The organism is Halosubterraneus shenae (genome assembly GCF_050510935.1).
Classification (GTDB): Archaea; Halobacteriota; Halobacteria; order Halobacteriales; family Haloferacaceae; genus JBDGPU01.
The window spans coordinates 448,748-465,372 of sequence record NZ_JBNLVO010000002.1 but is presented as its reverse complement, the minus strand read 5'-3'; the positions used below and the strand labels follow the sequence as shown (position 1 = coordinate 465,372).

Below are 16,625 nucleotides of genomic sequence, written 5' to 3'. Positions count from 1 at the left end.
CGTGTCGCCTGTACGCCCGGAAAAACCGCCAGCGACTACTCCTGCACCTGGCCGGCGTCCTGCATCTCCTCGCTCTCTTCGACGGCCGTCGTGAGCGAGACGTTGAGCGCCAGCATCGACGTCACGCCGCCGGCGACGGTGACGAGGTTCTTCAGCCCGTGGTCGAGGACCGCCGCGCCGAGCGCAGCCGCGGGACCGATCGGGGTTAGCCCGACGACGATCGCCGTGAACGCGCCCTCGTAGAGGCCGATCCCGCCGGGCGACAGCGGGAGTACCTTCGCGAGGTTGCCGACGCTGACGGCGAAGAAGCACACCGCCAGCAGGGTGACGGTGTCGAGCCCGACGCCGAACGCGGCCAGCACCAGCGCCGCCACGAGCACGTCGAGCGTCCAGATGACGACGCTGGAGAGCGCGACCCGGGAGAACGCGGCCGGGTCGCCCCCGACGCGCTGGACGTCGCCGACGAACCGTTCCATCACGCTCGCGACGTACTCACCGTAGGAGTCGCTGCTGATCCGCGTGACGAGGGTCCGAACCCGGTTCGTGTCCGACCGCGCCGACAGCACGATCCCGACGACCGCGGCGATCGCGGCGAGGCCAACGCCGGCCGCGACGAGGACCGCGACCCGGCCCGCCTCGGTTCCGCCGCCGATCGCCGTGACGACCTCGCCAAGCCGGCCTGTCGCGGTGTAGCCGACGAGGACGAATCCAGCCAGCCCGGCGAGCGTCAGGAGATCGAAGACGCGCTCCGCGGCTAGCGAGGCAAACCCGGAGGCGTACGGTATCCCGCGGCGCATCTTCACGACGTACGCGCGGACGGCGTCGCCGGCCCGCGCCGGGAACACGAGGTTCCCGGTCTGGGAGATGAACACCGCGCCCGTGAGGAAGCCGACGTGTTCGTGAAAACCGAGCTCACGGAGGATATCCCGGTAGCGGTAGCCGCGCAGCGGCCAGGAGAGCGCGTACAGCACCGCGGCCACGCCGACGAGTCGGGTGTCCGCCCGCCGCATCTCGGCGATCACCTCCGCCGGGTCGAGGTACACCGTCATCAGCGCCAGCGCGGCCAGCACGAGCAGCAAGCCCGCGACGACGCTCGTCGTCCGGGTGATCCGCGGCTGCACCGACAGCTGCCACCAGAGGCGGACGACCTGCGAGCCCATCCCGAAGATGTCGCGGACGAGGTCGACCTTCGTGTCGCCCTTCGGCTCCCACTCGACGGGGAACTCCTTCACCCGAAGCCCCGACCGCTGTGCGCGGACGAGCAGTTCCGTGTCCCAGAACCAGTGGTCGTCCTCCACCTGGTCGTCGAGCTGCTCGAAGGCGTCCCGCGAGAGCGCCTTGAACCCGCACTGGTGGTCGCGCAGGTCCGACCGCAGCACGGTTCGCACGAGGAGGTTGAACCCGCGGGAGGGGATCCCGCGCTTCGGCGGGCGGTCCGCTTCCTTGCCGGGCATCCATCGTGACCCGGTCGCGACGTCGTATTCGCCAGAGCGGATCGACTCGACCAGCTCCTCCAGGTGTTGCATGTCCGTCGCGAGGTCCGTGTCGAAGTAGACGAGCACGTCGCCACCGGCGGCCTCGAACGCCCGCTCCAGCGCGCCGCCGCGACCGAGCCGCTCGTCGCTGTGGAAGTGGCGAACCCGGTCGTCTTCGCTTGCCATCCGGGTGGCGATCTCCGGCGTCCGGTCGTCACAGCCGTCCTCGGCGACGATCACCTCGTACGCGTCGCTGGGGAGGAACGAGTCGAGCGTCGATAGCGTGGTCTCGACGGTCCCCTCGATGGTGGCTTCCTCGTTGTACGCGGGAAGGACCACGCTGACGGTCCGCTCCCCGCCCGATCCGGTCATTGCCAGTAGGTGGCGGAGGCGGAGGTAAGTACCTTCTGAAGGGATAACAGCACGTCCGGCGAAACAGCTGACCGAACGGAGAGTTCGACGCAACACCGGGCCGAACGTGCGTTCGACGTTCGTACCGCGGGGACCAGCTGCGTGGACTCGCCGGCCCTATCTTGGCCGGTAAATCGCCCGACAGCGGTGGATTAACCGATCCTACCAAACGCCCTTTTGGTGGGTATCGTCTATCCCGACGTATGAGCACGACCGCGTCCACGACCGACACGATGCTGCCGGAGTCGCTGACGGAGAAACAGGCCCGGATCCTGTCGTTCCTCCGGGACCGGGCGGACACACAGACGTACTTCAAGTCGCGGCTCGTCGCCGACGAGCTCGACATGTCCGCGAAGGAGGTCGGCGCGAACATGGGTGCCGTGCAGGAGGCGGCGACCGACGTCGACATCGAGAAATGGGGCTACTCCTCGGGAACGACCTGGATGGTCACGGCCTAGTACGCGCAGGCAACGGCTCGAAGACGGAGCAAACCAGCAGGAGCGGCGAGTTCCAGCGTTTCGTACCGCCGGTCAGGGGTCGTAGCGAACGAGGTCGCTCGCGTCGTCCGCGAACGCGACGGTGTCGTCGTCGAACGACTCCGCGTGGCGGACCACGAGCGCGATGAGCCGTTCGGGGTCCTGGAGGCGATATCCGTTCGACCGGTCGAGGAGGCCGGCCTCCGCGAGATCGCTCGCGGCGGCACTGATCGTCGGGCGGGAGACGCCGAGGCGGTCGGCGAGCTGGCCGCCGCTCGCGTCCGGATCGCGCAACAGCGCCAGGATCATGCCGCGGGGCGTGTCACGGCGGAGATAGCCGAGGGCCCGCTTCTCGAAGGCGTCGAACCGGCCAGCCGGGAAGAAACGACGGTAGTCGCCGTCCTTGACGGATTCGACGTCGCCAGCGTCCTCCAGCGTTCGGAGGTGATGCTGGGTTTCACCGGTGCCGAGCCGGAGGTCGTCGCGGAGCTTCGAGAAGTGCGCACCCGGGGTCGTCGCCACGTAGCCGCGGATCGCCTCACGCGTCTCGTTGTCGTCGGTCGACGCGTCGGCGTCGTCGGACTCCCCCGAGGCGTTCCCGACGAACGGGGCCGTTGCTCCGATGGCGGCGAACCGCCGGAGCGTCGCCCGTTTCCGCTCGTCGACGCCGTCAGTCACTAGCTACACCTGACAGGGCTGCGAGTAAAAGCGCTTCGTTGCGACGGGTGGGACTCACGTGGTGGTTACGGGGCGGTGACGGTCGAAACCGCGGCCGAAAGCGACGCTAGCTGTGGATACCCATCGCTTCGATCTGCTCCTGGTAGCGGTTCCGGATGGTAACCTCCGTCACCTGCGCGACCTCGGCGACCTCCCGCTGGGTCTTCTTCTCGTTGCAGAGCAGCGACGCAGCGTAGATGGCGGCGGCCGCGTAGCCGGTCGGGGATTTGCCCGAGAGGAGCCCCTTCTCGGCCGTCGTCTCGATGATCTCGTTGGCCTTCGACTGGACCTCCTCGGAGAGGGTGAGCTCCGAGCAGAACCGGGGCACGTACTTCTTCGGGTCGACCGGCTTCATCTCCAGGCCGAGCTCCTGGGAGATGTAGCGGTAGGTCCGGCCGATCTCCTTCCGCTCGACGCGGGAGACGTCGGAGATCTCCTCGAGGGATCGAGGGATCCCCTCCTTGCGGCAGGCGGCGTACAGGGCGGCCGTGGCGACGCCCTCGATGGAGCGCCCGCGGATGAGGTCCTCCTTCAGCGCGCGGCGGTAGATGACGGAGGCGACCTCGCGAACCGAGCGCGGGACGCCGAGCGCCGAGGCCATGCGGTCGATCTCCGAGAGCGCGAACTGGAGGTTGCGCTCGCCGGCGTCCTTCGTCCGGATGCGCTCCTGCCACTTGCGCAGCCGGTGCATTTGGGAACGCTTCTTCGAGGAGATGGAGCGGCCGTACGCGTCCTTGTCCTTCCAGTCGATCGTCGTCGTGAGCCCCTTGTCGTGCATCGTCTGGGTCGTCGGGGCACCGACGCGGGACTTCTCCTGCCGCTCGGAGTGATTGAACGCCCGCCACTCGGGACCGGGGTCGATCTGCTCCTCCTCGATGATCAGGCCGGTTTCCTCGTGTATCAGCTCCCCGTCGGCCGTCCGGGTGAGGTCTTCGGGGTCGAGGTCGTCGACGTCGACGTCGTCGGCGTCGACGTCGACCTCCTCCCCATCCACCTCGGCGACGTCCCCGGATTCGTCGCCCTGCCGCGTGCGCTGCCGGTCGTGCTCCCGCTGGCGGGTAGGCCGTGTCATCGCATTTATATAGTATTTCATCGGACTGACTTAAATTTTGGTCTGGGGGTGAGCGGAGCGGCGGGATCCGGTCCCCCGATCGAGGAGCCTTAGTTGCGTCGCGACGGATGGTGTGTAAATGCCGACTATCGACTGCGACCCCGCCGTCGCTCGCGACCGGCTCACCGACGCCGGCGTGGAGATCGAGCCGGGAAACACGGAACACGAACGGTGGCGGGCCTCGCGGGACGGCGCCGTCGCCGTCGCGTACGAGGACAAGGTTGTCGTGCAGGGGGAGGACCCGGCCGCGCTCACCCTATTTTTAAAAGAGGGCGGCGGTCGCGCGCACGTCTACTTCGACGGGGCGTCCCGCGGCAACCCGGGGCCGGCCGCCGTCGGCTGGTGTCTCGTCACCAGTGACGGCATCGCCGCGGAGGGCGGCGAGACGATCGGGCGGGCGACGAACAACCAGGCGGAGTACGCCGCGCTGATCCGCGCGCTCGAGGCCGCCCGCGATTACGGCTTCGACGAGGTCGACGTACGCGGCGATTCCGAGCTGATCGTCAAGCAGATCCGGGGCGAATGGGACGCGAACGACCCGGAGCTGCGCGAGAAGCGCGTCGAGGCACTCGGCCTGCTCGAGGCGTTCGACCGCTGGTCCATCGCGCACGTTCCGCGGGAGGTAAACGAGCGCGCCGACAAGATGGCGAACGAGGCGCTCGATGACTGACGCGGATCCCAACCAGACCGACGGACGGATCGACCGACGGAACGACGACGAAATCCCGGAGTGGGCCGAGGAGATGGCCGACCGCATCGCCGACGCGGAGGCGGCGGCCAGCATCGACAGTCCGATTCCGGGCGTAGGGGCGGGCGCGGGCGTGCCGAAGACGGATGCGGACGAGGCGGCCGTCGAGGAGGGCGAGAGCGACGGAGACGAGGACGACGGCGAGCGCGTGCCGGACGTCCCGGTCGAGGTCGTCGACGAGGCCGAGCGACTGACGCGCCACGCCCGCGACGCCGTCGACGAGGCTGCGGCCGAGGCGTACCGGGAGCAGCGGGACGACCTCGTGTCGGAGCACGAGTACACCCCCCGGATCCGCGACGAGGACGACACCCTCGTTCTCTATCCTGACGAATGGGTCGAAGACGGCACGGTCCAGTTCGACCGGATCGAGGAGACGGAGCGCGCCGTCGAGGTGTCGCTCTCCGGTCCGGGCGAGTCCGACCGGTTCGAGGCGGTCGCCGACCACAACGAGGCCGTCGTCGACCGCGTCGCCGAGGAGCACGGCCCGGACCACGCGGCCAACGCTCGCGCGTTCGCGGCCTTCATGAACAACTACTACGTCCGCGAGGTGGAGTCGGCCTCGCCGGACGAGCGCGAGGAGTTCCTCGAGGAGTACTACCCGCGGAACGCCTGGCCCACCGAGACCCAGCAGGGGATCGTCGAGGAGACCCTGGACCTGATCGACGACTGCGCCGCCGACCTGTCGTAGTCGAGGACGCCGTTTCCCGTGGATGGCTGCTTCTCGTGGGTGGACGCCCCGCTTTTCGTGATTGGACGCGCCGCTTTTCCTGGGGGGACGCGCCGTTCCGGGTTGTAGATGAGCGGTGGATGCTTCGTGACGAACCCGGCGTCGTGACTACCGAGTTGTGTTCCGAAAAAGCGAAGTTCGGGTGTCGAGGCCCGGCTTACAGCTGGTCGTCGACGACGTCGCGGACCTCGTCCGCGCGGTCGTCACCGGTGACGAACTTCGAGAGCATCCACTCGAGGCGCCCGAGCACCGCGTCGTGGCCCTCCTCGGTGAGCTCGTACTGGTTCGTCCGCTTGTCGAGTTCGCTCTTCTCGACGAGCCCGAGTTCGACGAGGTCGTCGAGGTTCGGGTAGAGCCGGCCGTGGTTCACTTCGGTCCCGTAGTACGACTCGAGCTCTCGCTTGACCGCGAGCCCGTACATCGGCTCCTCGGAGAGGATGACCAGGATGTTCTGCTGGAATGCTGTAAGATCGCGCGCGACTTCTGCACCTCCGCTGACTGCTTGTGCCTCTGACATACACCAAAAGATGTCATCACGCTATTTAACGCTTCCCAACGAAAAACAAGAACTCATATCATCATTTGTAAGAAGATCCGGTTACAGGGCCTCAAATCCCGGTACGCGGAGAAGACTACCAGACAGTACCACCGGATGGCAGCACTAACGAAACTTGCCGGTTATCGCCGTTATCAGAAAAATTCGTTGCTGAATTCGGGATCTCCCTGTAAACTTTCGTTTCGGCGCCGGGTCCAGTCACGCGGACCTCTCGAGGTCGGCGATCGGGGCTGGTGCGGGGTGTGGGCGTCGCGAACAGCACTGAGGGCGTTGCCAACGTTCACAACCCCCGCTGCGACAGCCACGATAGAGCCGTACATCCATGACGGAGTTGCCGGCGTCCGCGACGCCCGCCTCGTCGTCGGCCGGCTCGTCCCGAAAGGTCTTTGCCGGCGTTGGAGGTACTGGCGGACGCATGACGAACCTCTGGGAAGACCTCGAAACCGGCCCCGACCCGCCGGACGAGATCTACGCAGTCGTCGAGTGTCTGAAAGGCGAGCGCAACAAGTACGAGTACGACAAGGACGTCCCCGGCGTCGTCCTCGACCGCGTGCTCCACTCGAACGTCCACTACCCCTCCGACTACGGGTTCATCCCGCAGTCGTACTACGACGACGAGGACCCCTTCGACGTCCTCGTCCTCGTCGAGGACGCGACGTTCCCCGGCTGCGTCATCGAGGCCCGTCCCATCGCCATGATGAAGATGGACGACGACGGCGAGCAGGACGACAAGGTCATCGCGGTGCCGACGGAGGATCCGCGCTTCGACCACCTCGAGGACCTCGACGACATCCCGCAGCAGACGCTCGACGAGATTGACGAGTTCTTCTCGACGTACAAGAACCTCGAGGAGGGCAAGGAAGTCGAGACCCTCGGCTGGGAGGACAAGGCGGCCGCGAAGGACGCCATCGAACACGCCCAGGACCTCTACGACGAGAAGTTCGCCTAACTCGGCGGTTTCGACCTCGAAGTGCTGCTTTTTGACGGGTGAAGCGTGTTTGTGTCTCGGTGTTCGAGAATGAGGAATACCGTTGCTGGTCTGCTGAAAGCCCTCTACCACTCATGAAGCGATTTTATAAATGCAGACACTGCTCCGCTCGACGGCAAAGCAGACTCCTCGAAAGCCCTCGGCCGCTCTTTATAAACAGGCTTGAACAGGAGATACGGTCTTGCGCTGGACAGCACCGCAAACACCCAGAAAGCCCTCGGCCGCTCGCGGTCGCTCCGCGACATATCCGCGCCTCTCCGCACTACCCGGCGCGGATAGGGGTCGTCGCAGCGACTCCGTTTCACCGCGACCACTGGAAGACGGTCCGGGCTGCCTGCAGTAGCGGGCTGCCGGGCTGCGACTTCCATGGTCTCGTTCGCTTCGCTCACGAGAGCGGCCGTCGCCCTTTCAGTCCGCCAGGACCGCACCGCCCAGCAACCGCGACAGCACCGCACAGCAACCGCAGTCCCTCAGTCCTCCCCAGCCTCGGCCGGGGCGCGCCGGCTCCGCAACGCACCGCCGCGGCGCGCCACCGGCCTCCCTCGCACGCGTTGCTCGCGCGCGCCGACCGCCCAGCACCGCACGCCGGCCAGCCGGTGTACGACGACGGCGACCCAGCCGCCGCGAGCGATGCCCAGCCACCACTCCGGGGCGGGACTGAAAGGGGCAGCCGCTGAGCGGGACGCCCTGCGACGCAAGCACCGAGCCGACGAACGAGCGAAGCGAGTGAGTCGGCGAGGCGCGCAGCGAGCAGCGCGACCGCTCAGCGGCTGGGGCTTTCTGGGCATCCTGAGTGGTGTCGCTAGCGACGATATCCGATTTTATTTATAAGTGAGACCGTCGATCGGCTCCGTCTCGTCGGGCGGACAGAGCGATGTCGCAAGCGACGACGGAGACAGCAGTATATACTTATAAACAATCGCTCGCTGTCGACACCGCGATCTCAAATCCACATAACCAATAGGAATAACTGACCTTCGAGAGGATGCGTTATGCCCATGGGTAATCTTTAGAGGGTCGACCCCATATGCACTATCGAGATGGCTGCACGCTCACCGGACTTCGGGATGGATCATCCGACGGTCGTTCCCGCGAACTTCGACCCCGAGGACGTGGACGCACTCGCGACCGACGACCTCGATTCGGACGCGGACCAGTAGCTACTCGGGCGCGATCCAGGACTCCTCCGGGACCCCCTCACCGACCTCTCGACAGGCGGCGATAGCGTAGTTGGTGACGATCGCGATCGACGGTCGCGACTCGTGGTAGCGGATGTGCTCGTCGACGTGTCTGAGCAACTCCTCGACGCCCTCCCCGTCGGCGATGCGGTCGACCTCCTCGAAGACGCGCTCGTACTCCTCGCGGATCGCTTCGTACGCCTCGCCAGCGCCGACGTGCTTCGCGTTCGCCTCGTCGATCTCCCGTAGCGCGGTCTCGACGTCCATGCCCCGATCCGCGTCGGGCGCCGGTAAAAGCCGGATGGCCGTCCACCGGTAGTGGCCGTTCACGTTCCTGCTGTGGTTCTACGACCCGCGATTCACCCGACGCTAGCCAGATAGAAGGGGGTGAGTTTTGCGAGCCGTCCCTCGGTTCGGAAGCTTCATGAGGTGGCTCGCGGTGTTTCCCCTTACAGGCAATGGCTGTACTCTGGCTGGACGACGTTGACGCCGACGACCTCAACCGGGTCGGGGGGAAGGCGGCCTCGCTGGGTGAACTTACGGGTGCGGGGCTCCCAGTGCCGCCGGGATTCGCCGTCACGGCCGGCACATACCGTACGTTCATCGAGGAGGCAGGCATCGACGACGAGCTATTCTCGGCGGTCGACGTCGACCCCGAGGACTCCGCGGCGCTCCGGGCGGCGGAGCAGCGTGCCGAGGAGCTCATTCTCGGTACCGAGATGCCGGAGTCGGTCCGTGAGGGCATCCTCGAGGCGTACCGCGAGCTCGGCACCGACGGCGAGGAGGCGTTCGTCGCCGTGCGCTCGTCCGCGACGGCCGAAGACCTGCCCGAGGCCTCGTTCGCCGGCCAGCAGGAGACGTTCCTCAACGTCCAGGAGGACGACCTCATCCAGCGCGTGAAGGAGTGCTGGGCCTCACTGTTCACGCAGCGAGCGATCTACTACCGCCAGCAGCAGGGCTTCCCCCACCGGGAGGTCGACATCTCCGTCGTCGTCCAGCGGATGGTCGACGCCGACAAATCCGGCGTGATGTTCACGAGCCATCCGTCGACCGGCGAACCCCGGATGGTCATCGAGGCCGCCTGGGGGCTCGGCGAGGCCGTGGTCTCCGGCTCCGTCTCCCCCGACAACTACGTGTTCGACCGGAATACCGACACCGTCGACGAGGTCACCATCGCCGACAAGAAGGTCATGATGGAGAAGGACCCCGAGACCGGCGAGACCGTCGAGAAGGACGTGCCGGCGGACCGCCGCGAGGAGCGCGTCCTCTCCGACGAGGAGATCGAGTCCCTCGTCGAGCTCGGCGAGCGGGTCGAGGAACACTACGGCGAGCCCCAGGACGTCGAGTGGGCGATCGTCGACGGCGAGGTCTTCATGCTCCAGTCGCGCCCGATCACCACCATCTCGGCGGGTGAAGAAGGCGAGGCCGGCACCACCTCGGGTGGCGGTGCCGGCGGCGAAAGCGAGGCCGACACGATCCTCCAGGGGCTCGGCGCGAGCCCGGGGGTCGTCTCCGGCTCCGTCCGCGTCGTGACGAAGCTCGACCACCTCGACCAGGTACAGGACGGCGACATCCTCGTCACCGAGATGACGATGCCGGACATGGTTCCGGCGATGAAGCGCGCAGCCGGTATCGTCACCGACGAGGGCGGCATGACCAGCCACGCGGCGATCATCTCCCGCGAGCTCGGCGTGCCGGCCGTGGTCGGCTCCGGCTCGGCGACTCGCGAACTCGACGACGGCCAGGAGATCACGATCGACGGCGACAAGGGAACGATCCGAGCTGGTGCGGAAGAAGGGGCCGAATCCGCCGAGGAGTTCGAGCCCGTCGAGGAAGCGCGCCCACAGACCCCCGTCAAACCCATGACCGCAACGGAAGTCAAGGTGAACGTCTCGATCCCGGAAGCCGCCGAACGCGCCGCCGCGACCGGCGCCGACGGCGTCGGACTCCTCCGGATCGAGCACATGGTGCTCTCGCTCGGGAAGACGCCGGCGCGATACATCGAGGAACACGGCGAGCGGGCGTACCAGGACGAGCTCGTCGACGGGATCCGCGGTGTGGCCGAGGAGTTCTACCCCCGGCCCGTCCGCGTCCGCACCATCGACGCGCCGACCGACGAGTTCAGCGACCTCGAGGGCGGCGAGGACGAACCCGACGAGCACAACCCGATGCTCGGCTGGCGCGGCATCCGTCGCAGCCTCGACAAGCCCGACATCTTCCAGCAGGAGCTGGCCGCGTTCAGCCGGCTCTACGACATGGGCTACGACAACGTCGAGCTCATGCTCCCGCTAGTCAACGACGCCGAGGACGTCGAGGCCGCGAAGGCGCAGATGCAGCAGGCCGGCATCGACACGGAGAAGCGCCGCTGGGGCGTCATGGTCGAGACCCCCGCAAGCGCGCTCCGGATCGAGGAGATGGCCGAGGTCGGCATCGACTTCGCCTCCTTCGGCACGAACGATCTGACGCAGTACGTGCTCGCCGTCGACCGAAACAACGAGCACGTGGCGGACCGATTCGACGAGCTGCACCCGGCCGTGCTCGAACTGATGGCCGAGACGATCGAGACCTGCCGCGAGCTCGGTGTCGACACCAGCATCTGCGGCCAGGCGGGCTCGAAGCCCGAGATGGTCGACTTCCTCGTCGAGGAGGGCGTCTCCTCGATCTCCGCGAACATCGACGCCGTGCGCGACGTGCAGCACGAGGTCAAGCGCAAGGAGCAGCGGATCCTGCTCGACTCCGTCCGCTAACGACCGCGAACGGAAACGGCTAACACGGTCGTTGGCAACGTTGGGGTATGCCGCAGCAGGCGACCCCGCAGTCGTTCGACCACGTGCTCTCCTCGATGTGCACCGAGCCGCATCCGGCGGCGCGGGACGCAGCCGAACGCTTTCTCGCCTCCAATCCCGGCGATCCAGCCACGTACGAGACGGTCTCGGAGCTCGAATCGCGAGCGGTCGAGCTGCTCGCGACGGTCGCCGAGCATCCCGACCCGGGCGACGCGGCGGGGTACGTCACCTCCGGCGGGACGGAGGCGAACGTGCAGGCTGTCCGTGCTGCTCGAAACCGGACGGAGTCGTCGGACCCGAACGTCGTGGTCCCCGAGAGCGGCCACTTCTCGTTCACGAAGGCGGCGGAGCTGCTCGACGTCGAACTGCGGACGGTCCCGCTCGACGGCGACTTTCGAGCTAACCTCGACGCGACGGCTGCCGCTATCGACGAGGACACGGCACTCGTCGTCGGCGTCGCCGGGACGACCGAATACGGACGCGTCGACCCGATCCCGGAGCTCTGCGAACTCGCCCACCAGGCCGACGCGTACTGCCACGTCGACGCTGCCTGGGGCGGGTTTCTGCTGCCCTTCACTGACCACGCGTGGTCCTTCGGCGACGCGCCGATCGACTCGTTGACGGTCGACCCACACAAGTTCGGGCAGGCGCCGGCGCCTGCTGGTGGGCTCTTAGCGCGCGAGCAGGCGACGCTCGATGCGCTGGCTATCGAGACGCCCTACCTGGAGACGCGGTCGCAGGCGACGCTCACCGGCACGCGGAGCGGGGCTGGCGTCGCCGGCGCGGTCGCCGCGATGGAGGCGCTGTGGCCGGAGGGCTATCGCAAGGCCGCGGACCGGGCCATGGCGAACGCCGAGTGGCTGGCAGCGGCGCTGTCGGACCGCGGCTACGCGGTGGTCGACCCGGATCTACCGCTGGTCGCGGCACAGCTTCCCGAGGAGACGTTCACCGCACTCCGGGAGACGGGCTGGAAGATCTCCCGAACCGCGAGCGACGAGCTCCGGGTTGTTTGCATGCCCCACGTGACGCGGGAGATGCTCCAGGCGTTCGTTCGCGACCTCGATCGCGTCGGCGGCAGCGAGGACGCGTGAGGCGGCAGCGAACTGGCGAACAGGCGGCGCGAGCTGCAGTCACCTGGTGAGCAGGCGACGGTTCCCCCGACGGTGCGCCGCGCTCCCGTCTTGGCCGGTCGAGGGCAAAGGGTGGCGGTGGTGCGCCGGGTTGGTCCCGGCATCGCTGAAAAGGGTTCGCCCGTGTGACCGGCTCACGTGTCCGGATCCGGTCGGGACAGACCAAACAGGTTTTAAGACATCGTGTCCAAGTCGCCAGCAAGGTAGATATCTATGGAGATGCCACGCCGCTTCAACACGTACTGTCCGCACTGTGACTCCCACCAGGAGCACGAAGTGGAGAAGGTTCGATCGGGTCGTGCGACCGGTCTGAAACGAGACGCTCGCCAGCAGCGCCGTGCACAGGCGACCATCGGCAACGCCGGTGGATACTCGAAGGTGCCGGGTGGCGACAAGCCGACGAAGAAGACCCACCTGAAGTACCGCTGTGCCGACTGCGGCAAGGCCCACATGCGCGAAGGATGGCGCGCAGGCCGCCTCACCTTCCAGGAGTAACGATGGCAGGGAACTTCTTCCGCGTCGCCTGCGGCGACTGCGACAACGAACAGGTCGTCTTCGAGAAAGCCTCCACGCCGGTCTCGTGTGCGGTCTGCGGCACCACGCTCGCGACCCCCACGGGCGGTGAGGCCGAGATCGAGGGCGAAATCGTCGAAACCGTCGAGGCACGGTAATCGCCTCCCCTCTCACTATGAAGTACAGCGGCTGGCCCGAACAGGGTGAACTCGTCGTCGGCGACGTCGACGAGATCACCGACTTCGGCGTGTTCGTGGACCTCGACGAGTACGAGGACAAACGGGGCCTCGCCCACATCAGCGAGGTCGCGTCCGGCTGGATCAAGAACGTTCGCGACCACGTCCGCGAGGGACAGACGGTCGTCGCGAAGGTGCTCGACGTCGACAAGGAGTCCCAGCAGGTGGACCTCTCGATCAAGGACGTCAACGAGCACCAGCGGAAAGAGAAGATCCAGGAGTGGAAGAACTCACAGAAGGCCGACAACTGGATGCAGATCGCGTTCGGCGAGGACGTCGCCGACGAGCGCTACTCGGAGGTCGCGAACGCGCTCCTCGCCGAGTTCGAGTCGCTCTACGACGCCTTCGAATCGGCCGCGATTCACGGCGACGAGGCGCTCGAGGACGTCGACCTCGACGAGGAGGCCATCGACGCCATCGTCGAGACGGCCCGGGACAACGTCTCGGTCCCCTACGTCAACGTCACGGGCTACGTCGACCTCGAATGCCCGACCGGCGACGGCGTCGACGACATCAAGGCGGCCCTCCAGGCCGCCGAGGGCAACGGTGAAGTGCCCGAGGAAGTCGATCTCGAGGTCGGCTACGTCGGCTCCCCGGAGTACCGGATCAAGGTACGCGCCCCGGACTACAAGACGGCCGAGCGACACCTCGAGCAGGCCGCCGAGCGCGCGGCCGACTCCATCGAGGCGGCCGGCGGTGCCGGGCAGTATCACCGCGAGCGCCACGAAGAAGAGGAGTAGCGCTCGCCCGTGAAGTCCGACATTCGCGTTTGTGCCGACTGGGAGCACGCTCACGAGCAGCCGGTGTACACGCTCGCGAACGTGTGTCCGGAGTGCGGCGCCACGACCGCGAACAGCGCCCCGGCGCCGTTCAGTCCGGAGGATCCGAACGGCGAGTTCCGGCGTCGCGCACGCCGGAACGCCTCGGAGTAAGGCGGGCCGTTCTGCTCGGAGTAAGGCGGGCCGTTCTGCTCGGAGTTCCGCTTCTCTCGCCGAGTGCGTCGTCGTTCTGGTCGAACCGGATCGGACCACTGTCTTTTAACGTCGCGCAGGGGAAGTAGGCGGTATGAAGGAGATCGAGATCGACGAAGTCGCAACGCCGGAGCTCGACGACCCGGTGCTCATCGAGGGGTTGCCGGGCGTCGGCCACGTCGGGAAGCTCGCGGCCGAACACCTCGTCGAGGAGGGCGACAGCACGCTCGTTCGTCGCCTGTACACCACGGAGTTCCCGCCGCAGGTGACCGTCGACGACGAGGGCGTCGCCGAGCTCACCTGCGCGGAGTTCCACGCCGTCGAAACCGAGGGCGAGGACCTGCTGGTGCTGACCGGCGACCATCAGGCCGCCAGCAACGACGGCCACTACAAGCTCACCTCGGCGTTCCTCGACGTCGCCGAGGCGTTCGGCGCGGACCGCGCGTTCGCGCTGGGCGGCGTCCCGACGGGCGAGCTCGTCGAGGAGTATACGGTCCTCGGCGCTATCAACGACGCAGACATGAAGGCAGACCTCGAGGACGTCGGCGTCGAGTTCCGCGCTGACGAACCTGCCGGGGGCATCGTCGGCGTCTCCGGGCTCGTGCTCGGGCTCGGCGACCGGCGCGGATTCGACGCCGCCTGTCTGATGGGCGAGACCAGCGGCTACCTCGTCGACCCGAAGAGCGCCCGCGCGGTCCTCGAAGTGCTCGAGGATCTGCTCGACTTCGAGGTCGACTTCGGCACGCTCGAGGAGCGCGCCGAGGAGATGGAGGAGGTCGCCGGCAAGATCCAGGAGATGCAGGAGGGGCCGTCCGTCAGCGAGGACGAGCTGCGCTACATCGGCTGACGGTCGGTTCCACGTTCGTCGAACTTGTCGGTCGTCTTCTGCCGTACGGATTTCCGTGTTCGCCGGACGTGAGCGACTACTGTGGGTTCCGGCAGACATTAAGTGGTCGACAATCAACGATGATGTATGACCGATGCACGCGTCGCCGGAGTCGGCCTCACCCACTTCGGCAGTCACCCGGAGCGGACCGGCCGGGACCTGTTTGGCCAGGCCGCACTCCGCGCGTTCGAGGACGCCGGCGTGCCGCGCGAGGACGTCGACGCGCTCAACGTCGGCAACTTCATGGGCTCGATCACGGAGAACCAGGGCCATCAGGCCCCGCTGCTGGCGGAGGCCGCCGGCCTGACCTGTCCCGCGACGCGGTACGAGGAGGCCTGCGCCTCCGCGGGCGTCGCCGTCCGCGAGGCCGTCAAGACCGTCCGGAGCGGCGAGGCCGACGTCGTCGTCGCCGGCGGGATGGAGCGCATGAGCCACCTGCCGACCGAGGACGTCACGGCCGGGCTCTCGACGGCCGCCGACGAGCTGTTCGAGGTCCGGTCGGGGATGACCTTCCCCGGCGCGTACGCGCTGATGGCCCGCGCGTACTTCGACGAGTTCGGCGGCACCCGCACGGACCTGGCCCACGTCGCCTCGAAGAACCACGAGCACGCGCTCCCGAACGAGTACGCCCAGTACCAGCGCGAGGTCAGCGTCGAGGAGGCGCTCGACGCGCCGCCCGTCGCCTCCCCGCTGCACCTGTTCGACGCCTGCCCCATCACGGACGGCGCGAGCGCGGTCGTCCTCGTTTCCGAGGCGTACGCCGCCGAGCACGACGTCGACGCGCCGGTTGCCATTACGGGCACCGGCCAGGGAACGGACAACATCGCGCTGCAGGACCGCGACCACATGGCCCGCACGCCCGCCGCGGACCAGGCCGCGGAGATGGCCTACGACGACGCCGGCGTCGGCCCGGACGACGTCGACGTCGCCGAGGTCCACGACTGCTTCACCATCGCGGAGGTGCTCGCGACGGAGTCGCTCGGCTTCTTCGAGCCCGGCGAGGGGATCGAGGCCGCCCGCGAGGGTGTGACGACGAAGGACGGCGACCTCCCGATCAACCTCTCCGGCGGGCTCAAGGCCAAGGGGCACCCGGTCGGCGCGACCGGCGGCTCCCAGATCGCCGAGGTGACGCGGCTGCTCCGCGGCGACCATCCGAACAGCGAGCACGTCGCCGACGCGGAAGTCGGCGTCGCGCACAACGCGGGCGGGACGGTTGCCAGCGCCGTCGTGCACGTGCTGGAGGTGGACGCATGAGCGACGAGGGCGACCGCGGTGGCGAGACCGGCGACCGCGAGCACCGCATCGCCAACACGGGCTTCGACGAGTGGCTCGACGCGCTCGCGGCGGGCGAGGGCTTCTACCTCGAAGGACCCGAGGGCGACGGCTCGCTCCCGCCGCGCCGCGTCGACCCGCACACGGGTTCGACCGACCTCGAGGAGCAACCGCTTCCGGACGTGGGCGCCGTCGAGACGTTCACCGTCGTCCACGTCGCGCCGCCGGAGTTCGTCGACGACGCGCCGTACGTCACCGCCGTCGCCGACTTCGGTCCAGTGCAGCTCACGGGCGTCCTCCGCGGCGTCGAGCCCGAGGACGACGCCATCGGGCTCGGGATGGAGGTCGAGCCGACCGTCGAGCGGCGCGAGACGGACGACGCGCGCATCGTCGTCTTCCGGCCGGTTTGAGGGACCACCACTGCACACTACTGAACCACCTTCT

18 protein-coding genes are annotated in these 16,625 nt (G+C 67.6%); 13 read left to right on the top strand and 5 right to left on the bottom strand.

Going from position 1 to position 16,625, the window contains the following annotated elements; all coding sequences use genetic code 11:
* Positions 1–35: 35 nt before the first annotated feature.
* Positions 36–1,847: a flippase-like domain-containing protein gene (locus tag ACQE3M_RS05510; protein WP_430504466.1), complete on the bottom strand. Its 1,812-nt coding sequence runs from the start codon at positions 1,845–1,847 to the stop codon at positions 36–38.
* Positions 1,848–2,089: 242 nt separating this feature from the next.
* Here ACQE3M_RS05510 and ACQE3M_RS05505 point away from each other — a divergent pair, with 242 nt between their 5' ends.
* A complete protein-coding gene (locus ACQE3M_RS05505; RefSeq protein ID WP_430504465.1) occupies positions 2,090–2,344 on the top strand; it encodes a DUF7123 family protein in 255 nt (84 codons plus the stop codon).
* A gap of 72 nt (positions 2,345–2,416) precedes the next feature.
* Here ACQE3M_RS05505 and ACQE3M_RS05500 read toward each other — a convergent pair whose 3' ends face one another.
* A complete protein-coding gene (locus tag ACQE3M_RS05500; RefSeq protein WP_430504464.1) occupies positions 2,417–3,040 on the bottom strand; it encodes a winged helix-turn-helix transcriptional regulator in 624 nt (207 codons plus the stop codon).
* Positions 3,041–3,146: 106 nt separating this feature from the next.
* A complete protein-coding gene (locus ACQE3M_RS05495) occupies positions 3,147–4,151 on the bottom strand; it encodes a transcription initiation factor IIB (RefSeq protein ID WP_430504463.1) in 1,005 nt (334 codons plus the stop codon).
* Between the two features lie 118 nt (positions 4,152–4,269).
* On the opposite strand from ACQE3M_RS05495, the gene rnhA reads away from it, so the two are divergent.
* Together rnhA and ACQE3M_RS05485 are read left to right on the top strand one after the other, a co-directional pair.
* A complete protein-coding gene (gene rnhA, locus ACQE3M_RS05490) occupies positions 4,270–4,860 on the top strand; it encodes a ribonuclease HI (RefSeq protein WP_430504462.1) in 591 nt (196 codons plus the stop codon).
* A complete protein-coding gene (locus ACQE3M_RS05485) occupies positions 4,853–5,626 on the top strand; it encodes a DUF7108 domain-containing protein (protein WP_430504461.1) in 774 nt (257 codons plus the stop codon). Before rnhA ends, ACQE3M_RS05485 begins: the two co-directional genes overlap by 8 nt.
* Before the next feature lie 196 nt (positions 5,627–5,822).
* Here the strand turns inward: ACQE3M_RS05485 and ACQE3M_RS05480 are convergent, their stop codons facing one another.
* Positions 5,823–6,182 (bottom strand): PadR family transcriptional regulator, encoded by a 360-nt coding sequence (locus ACQE3M_RS05480; protein ID WP_430504460.1) that lies wholly within the window; start codon positions 6,180–6,182, stop codon positions 5,823–5,825.
* 454 nt (positions 6,183–6,636) lie between these two features.
* Between ACQE3M_RS05480 and ACQE3M_RS05475 the strand changes: the two genes are divergently transcribed.
* Positions 6,637–7,170 (top strand): inorganic diphosphatase, encoded by a 534-nt coding sequence (locus ACQE3M_RS05475; protein WP_430504459.1) that lies wholly within the window; start codon positions 6,637–6,639, stop codon positions 7,168–7,170.
* A 1,199-nt stretch (positions 7,171–8,369) separates the two neighbouring features.
* On the opposite strand, the gene ACQE3M_RS05470 is transcribed toward ACQE3M_RS05475, so the two are convergent.
* Positions 8,370–8,654: a hypothetical protein gene (locus tag ACQE3M_RS05470; RefSeq protein WP_430504458.1), complete on the bottom strand. Its 285-nt coding sequence runs from the start codon at positions 8,652–8,654 to the stop codon at positions 8,370–8,372.
* Positions 8,655–8,845: 191 nt separating this feature from the next.
* Between ACQE3M_RS05470 and ppsA the strand changes: the two genes are divergently transcribed.
* From ppsA to ACQE3M_RS05425, 9 genes are all read left to right on the top strand, one after another.
* Positions 8,846–11,134: a phosphoenolpyruvate synthase gene (ppsA, locus tag ACQE3M_RS05465; RefSeq protein WP_430504457.1), complete on the top strand. Its 2,289-nt coding sequence runs from the start codon at positions 8,846–8,848 to the stop codon at positions 11,132–11,134.
* A gap of 47 nt (positions 11,135–11,181) precedes the next feature.
* The gene (mfnA, locus tag ACQE3M_RS05460) at positions 11,182–12,264 is read left to right on the top strand and encodes a tyrosine decarboxylase MfnA (RefSeq protein WP_430504456.1); all 1,083 of its coding nucleotides are present in this window, start codon (positions 11,182–11,184) and stop codon (positions 12,262–12,264) included.
* Between the two features lie 252 nt (positions 12,265–12,516).
* Positions 12,517–12,798 carry a 50S ribosomal protein L44e gene (locus ACQE3M_RS05455; RefSeq protein WP_430504455.1) on the top strand — a complete coding sequence of 94 codons (282 nt, stop codon included), beginning with the start codon at positions 12,517–12,519 and terminating at the stop codon, positions 12,796–12,798.
* Positions 12,799–12,800: 2 nt separating this feature from the next.
* Positions 12,801–12,974: a 30S ribosomal protein S27e gene (locus ACQE3M_RS05450; RefSeq protein ID WP_430504454.1), complete on the top strand. Its 174-nt coding sequence runs from the start codon at positions 12,801–12,803 to the stop codon at positions 12,972–12,974.
* A 17-nt stretch (positions 12,975–12,991) separates the two neighbouring features.
* Positions 12,992–13,792 (top strand): translation initiation factor IF-2 subunit alpha, encoded by an 801-nt coding sequence (locus ACQE3M_RS05445; RefSeq protein ID WP_430504453.1) that lies wholly within the window; start codon positions 12,992–12,994, stop codon positions 13,790–13,792.
* A gap of 9 nt (positions 13,793–13,801) precedes the next feature.
* Positions 13,802–13,984, top strand: a complete 183-nt coding sequence (locus ACQE3M_RS05440) for an RNA-protein complex protein Nop10 (RefSeq protein WP_430504452.1) — start codon at positions 13,802–13,804, stop codon at positions 13,982–13,984.
* A 133-nt stretch (positions 13,985–14,117) separates the two neighbouring features.
* Complete coding sequence (locus ACQE3M_RS05435) at positions 14,118–14,870, top strand: proteasome assembly chaperone family protein (protein ID WP_430504451.1); 753 nt, start codon at positions 14,118–14,120, stop codon at positions 14,868–14,870.
* A 126-nt stretch (positions 14,871–14,996) separates the two neighbouring features.
* Positions 14,997–16,163: a thiolase domain-containing protein gene (locus ACQE3M_RS05430; protein WP_430504450.1), complete on the top strand. Its 1,167-nt coding sequence runs from the start codon at positions 14,997–14,999 to the stop codon at positions 16,161–16,163.
* The gene (locus ACQE3M_RS05425; protein WP_430504449.1) at positions 16,160–16,591 is read left to right on the top strand and encodes a Zn-ribbon domain-containing OB-fold protein; all 432 of its coding nucleotides are present in this window, start codon (positions 16,160–16,162) and stop codon (positions 16,589–16,591) included. Before ACQE3M_RS05430 ends, ACQE3M_RS05425 begins: the two co-directional genes overlap by 4 nt.
* The last annotated feature ends 34 nt before the right edge of the window (positions 16,592–16,625 follow it).

Excerpts from the sequence above, each read along its gene's own strand:
- ACQE3M_RS05510 (WP_430504466.1), bottom strand. The coding sequence starts at position 1,847 with ATGACCGGATCGGGCGGGGAGCGGACCGTCAGCGTGGTCCTTCCCGCG.
- ACQE3M_RS05505 (WP_430504465.1), top strand. The coding sequence starts at position 2,090 with ATGAGCACGACCGCGTCCACGACCGACACGATGCTGCCGGAGTCGCTG.
- ACQE3M_RS05495 (WP_430504463.1), bottom strand. The coding sequence starts at position 4,151 with ATGACACGGCCTACCCGCCAGCGGGAGCACGACCGGCAGCGCACGCGG.
- rnhA (WP_430504462.1), top strand. The coding sequence starts at position 4,270 with ATGCCGACTATCGACTGCGACCCCGCCGTCGCTCGCGACCGGCTCACC.
- ACQE3M_RS05485 (WP_430504461.1), top strand. The coding sequence starts at position 4,853 with ATGACTGACGCGGATCCCAACCAGACCGACGGACGGATCGACCGACGG.
- ACQE3M_RS05480 (WP_430504460.1), bottom strand. The coding sequence starts at position 6,182 with ATGTCAGAGGCACAAGCAGTCAGCGGAGGTGCAGAAGTCGCGCGCGAT.
- ACQE3M_RS05475 (WP_430504459.1), top strand. The coding sequence starts at position 6,637 with ATGACGAACCTCTGGGAAGACCTCGAAACCGGCCCCGACCCGCCGGAC.
- ACQE3M_RS05470 (WP_430504458.1), bottom strand. The coding sequence starts at position 8,654 with ATGGACGTCGAGACCGCGCTACGGGAGATCGACGAGGCGAACGCGAAG.
- ppsA (WP_430504457.1), top strand. The coding sequence starts at position 8,846 with ATGGCTGTACTCTGGCTGGACGACGTTGACGCCGACGACCTCAACCGG.
- mfnA (WP_430504456.1), top strand. The coding sequence starts at position 11,182 with ATGCCGCAGCAGGCGACCCCGCAGTCGTTCGACCACGTGCTCTCCTCG.
- ACQE3M_RS05455 (WP_430504455.1), top strand. The coding sequence starts at position 12,517 with ATGGAGATGCCACGCCGCTTCAACACGTACTGTCCGCACTGTGACTCC.
- ACQE3M_RS05450 (WP_430504454.1), top strand. The coding sequence starts at position 12,801 with ATGGCAGGGAACTTCTTCCGCGTCGCCTGCGGCGACTGCGACAACGAA.
- ACQE3M_RS05445 (WP_430504453.1), top strand. The coding sequence starts at position 12,992 with ATGAAGTACAGCGGCTGGCCCGAACAGGGTGAACTCGTCGTCGGCGAC.
- ACQE3M_RS05435 (WP_430504451.1), top strand. The coding sequence starts at position 14,118 with ATGAAGGAGATCGAGATCGACGAAGTCGCAACGCCGGAGCTCGACGAC.
- ACQE3M_RS05430 (WP_430504450.1), top strand. The coding sequence starts at position 14,997 with ATGACCGATGCACGCGTCGCCGGAGTCGGCCTCACCCACTTCGGCAGT.
- ACQE3M_RS05425 (WP_430504449.1), top strand. The coding sequence starts at position 16,160 with ATGAGCGACGAGGGCGACCGCGGTGGCGAGACCGGCGACCGCGAGCAC.